The organism is Phenylobacterium sp., assembly GCF_030698145.1.
In the GTDB taxonomy this organism is placed as follows: domain Bacteria; phylum Pseudomonadota; class Alphaproteobacteria; order Caulobacterales; family Caulobacteraceae; genus Phenylobacterium.
Map to the genome: position 1 here is coordinate 1 of NZ_JAUYNW010000071.1, position 3,118 is coordinate 3,118.

Genomic DNA, 3,118 nt, shown 5'->3' on the forward strand with positions numbered 1-3,118 from the left:
GTCGAAGATCGACGCGGCCAAGGAGTGGATCAAGTCCATCGCCTCGGAGCCGGAACTGAACGCCATCTACACCGGCAAGGTCGTGAAGATCGTCGACTTCGGCGCCTTCGTGAACTTCTTCGGCGCCAAGGACGGCCTGGTTCACGTGAGCCAGATCTCCAACGAGCGCGTCGCCAAGGTGTCCGACGTGCTGGTTGAAGGCCAGTCCGTGAAGGTCAAGCTCCTGGGCTTCGACGATCGCGGCAAGACCCGCCTCTCCATGAAGGTCGTCGACCAGGAGACCGGTGAAGACCTGTCGGCCAAGGCTCCGGCCGAGACCGAAGAAGCCTAAGGCTTCCAGGCTACTTAGAGTTCGAGGGGCGGCCGCAGCGATGCGGCCGCCCTTTTCGTTTGCCTAACGCCGCCGGGCCTCGATCTCCTCGATCGATTGGTTCTCCACGGCGGCGATCTCGTTGCGCGCGCCTTCGGTGGCGTGGATGAGCTCGTCCAGTTTGGCCTGCAAGGCGGTGGTGTCACGCCGCGCGTTGCGCTCGATCACCACGGCCATGGCGAAGGTGATGAGGGTCGCCGCCGCGTGCCAGTCCAGGGTCTCGCGCTCGAACACCGCCCAGGCCCCGACGAACAGCGCCATGGCCAGCAGCGAGACGGGGTGGGTGAAGACGCGGCCCGAGGCGTCGAGGCCCTGGTGGAGGATCGAATGGGTCATAGGTCTAGAACGGCGAGGCTGGCCGGGCGTTGCAGCCGCCGCACGGCGCGCTAACCTCGTCCCATGTGCAACGAGTTCGCCCGCCAGAAACAGCTCTCCGACGCCATCGCGGAGTTCGACAAGCGCGCCCTGCCGCTGTTCGGCTGGCGCGGCGGCTTGATCCCCAACCTGGACGCCCAGCCGCAGGTCCGCATCCGCGACACCGCCGTTGTGGTGCGGCTGCGCGACGGGATGCTGGAGGGGGAGGCGGTCATCTGGGCCTGGCCCGGGCCGCGCGGGGCGCCGGTGTTCAACTTCCGCTCGGAGGGCCGGGATTTCTCGCACAACGACCGGGTTCTGGTCCTGGCCGACGGCTTCTTCGAATACACCGCGCCTCAGACGAAGGGGGTGAAGCTGAAGGACCGTCACCGCTTCACCCTGGCGGGCGAGGACTGGTTCTGGATCGCCGGCATCGTCAAGGAGGGCTGCTTCACCCTGCTAACCACCGAGCCGGGCCCGGACGTGAAGCCCTTCCACGACCGCCAGATCGTCACCTTCGCCCCGCAGGCGGGGATGGACTGGCTGACCCTGGCCCGGCCGGAGCGCGAGCTGCTGCTGCCCGGTCCAGCGGGCACGCTCGCGGTGCGGACCCTGCGCCGGGACGGCGTCGACCTCGCGGCTTAGCTTCCTTCTCCCGCAAGGAGAGAAGAACCAGAAGCGCCGACCGACCTCTCAAATGCGAGAGGCCCGCCGGTAAGGGCGGGCCTTAGGCTGGGCGCGTGAGGGTTGAGATCAGCCGCGCAGCTTGCGCAGCAGCACGTCAACGTCGCGGGCGATCACCGGATCTTCCGCCTTCAGCGCCTCGATCCGCCGCACGGCGTGCAGCACCGTGGTGTGGTCGCGGCCGCCGAACCTGCGGCCGATGTCGGGCAGGGAGCGGGTGGTGATCTGCTTGGCGATCCACATGGCCACCTGGCGGGGCCGGGCCACCGCGCGGGCGCGGCGCTCGGAGATCATGTCGGCCTGCTTCAGCTGATAATGCTCGGCCACCGTCTTCTGGATCTGGTCTACGGTCACCCGGCGCTCGTTGCAGGCCAGGTGGGGCCGCAGGATCGTCTGGGCCTCGTCCAGGGTCAGGCGGGCGATCTCGCCGCCCACCCGGGCGATCAGAGTGTTGAGGGCCCCCTCCAGCTCACGGACGCTGTCGGTGAAGCGGTCGGCCAGGAACTGCAGCACCTCGGGCTTGGCCGAGGGTACGAAGCGGCCCTGGGCGGCCAGGGTGGCGAGCTTGCGCTCGAGGATGCCCAGGCGAAGGGTCCGGTCGGCGGGCTCGATGCCGCAGACCAGGCCCGACTGCAGGTGGCTGCGCAGGCGGGGATCCATTTCCGACAGCTCGGCGGGCGAGCGGTCGGCGGTCATCACCACGCGGCGGCCGTCCTCGACCAGGGCCAGCAGGGTGTGGAACAGCTCCTCCTGGGTGGAGGTCTTGCCGGCCACGAACTGCACGTCGTCGATCAGCAGCAGGTCGGCGTTGCGCAGCTCGTCCTTGAAGGCCGCCGTCTGACGGTCCTGGACCGCCTTGACGAAGGTCGTCGTGAAACGTTCGGCGGTGATGTAGACCACCCGCTTTCCGGGGTCGGTCTGCATGGCCTCCCAGGCGAGCGCGTTCAGCAGGTGGGTCTTCCCGAAGCCGTAGGGGCCATGGAAGATCACCGGATTGAAGTGGCCGTCGGCCCAGGACGCCACTCGGCGCGCCACGGCGAAGGCGAACTCGTTGGCCGGGCCGGCCACGAAGGTCTCGAACGAGAAGCGCTCCTGCAGGCCCTGCTGACGGGCCGCGCGGGCCTCGACCCCGGGGGCCGCGACCGGGACCTCGATCTCTATGACATCGGTGTCTATCGTCGCGACCGAAGAAGAGGCCAGGGCTTGCGCCTCCGCATAGCCGCCGGACGCCTGGGCGTCGAACTCCATCCGCGACTTCAGGTCCAGGCTACGGCCCATCGGGTCGTTCTGCGCCCAAAGTTCGCCGATCCGGCGCCACGCATGGCGGCGAATCCAGTCCCGCGCCACGCCGGTGGCCGCCACCAGGCACAGGTCCGCCCCGCGTTCGCGCAGGGCGGCCTGGCCGAGCCACGACCCGAAGGTCGCTTCGCCCAGCTCCCGCCTCAGCGCGACGCAGGTTTTAGTCCAGACAGCCCCCGCCGGCGTCTCGGACACAGAACCCGCAATGCCACCATTGGCCATCATTCCAACCCCATCATGTGTCATCAGCTCAGCGCCCCCGCGACGGCCAACTTTGTTTAACGAACACAAAGCCTTATTCAGCGCGAGCATAGCCCTCGCCGCCGTCTTTTTTCATCCGAGATCAGATGGAAGGACGTCTTAAGACTTGCCACCCTAGTCGGGGCGGTTAGGGGGTCAACGGTGATTCTT

General features: G+C 67.9%; 4 protein-coding genes. 2 read left to right on the top strand and 2 right to left on the bottom strand.

Annotated features, from left to right (window positions below; genetic code table 11):
- On the top strand, positions 1 to 331 hold a 331-nt coding region (locus tag Q8Q77_RS10720; protein ID WP_305583569.1), incomplete at its 5' end, for a S1 RNA-binding domain-containing protein.
- Between the two features lie 63 nt (positions 332 to 394).
- Here the strand turns inward: Q8Q77_RS10720 and Q8Q77_RS10725 are convergent.
- Complete coding sequence (locus tag Q8Q77_RS10725; protein WP_305583570.1) at positions 395 to 706, bottom strand: low affinity iron permease family protein; 312 nt, start codon at positions 704 to 706, stop codon at positions 395 to 397.
- 63 nt (positions 707 to 769) lie between these two features.
- Between Q8Q77_RS10725 and Q8Q77_RS10730 the strand changes: the two genes are divergently transcribed.
- Positions 770 to 1,369, top strand: a complete 600-nt coding sequence (locus Q8Q77_RS10730) for an SOS response-associated peptidase family protein (protein WP_305583571.1) — start codon at positions 770 to 772, stop codon at positions 1,367 to 1,369.
- Between the two features lie 108 nt (positions 1,370 to 1,477).
- Here the strand turns inward: Q8Q77_RS10730 and dnaA are convergent, their stop codons facing one another.
- The gene (dnaA, locus tag Q8Q77_RS10735) at positions 1,478 to 2,932 is read right to left on the bottom strand and encodes a chromosomal replication initiator protein DnaA (RefSeq protein WP_305583572.1); all 1,455 of its coding nucleotides are present in this window, start codon (positions 2,930 to 2,932) and stop codon (positions 1,478 to 1,480) included.
- Between the last annotated feature and the right edge of the window lie 186 nt (positions 2,933 to 3,118).

Bases quoted from the DNA above. Each gene is read 5' to 3' on its own strand.
- Q8Q77_RS10725 (WP_305583570.1), bottom strand. From the start codon at position 706: ATGACCCATTCGATCCTCCACCAGGGCCTCGACGCCTCGGGCCGCGTC.
- Q8Q77_RS10730 (WP_305583571.1), top strand. From the start codon at position 770: ATGTGCAACGAGTTCGCCCGCCAGAAACAGCTCTCCGACGCCATCGCG.
- dnaA (WP_305583572.1), bottom strand. From the start codon at position 2,932: ATGATGGCCAATGGTGGCATTGCGGGTTCTGTGTCCGAGACGCCGGCG.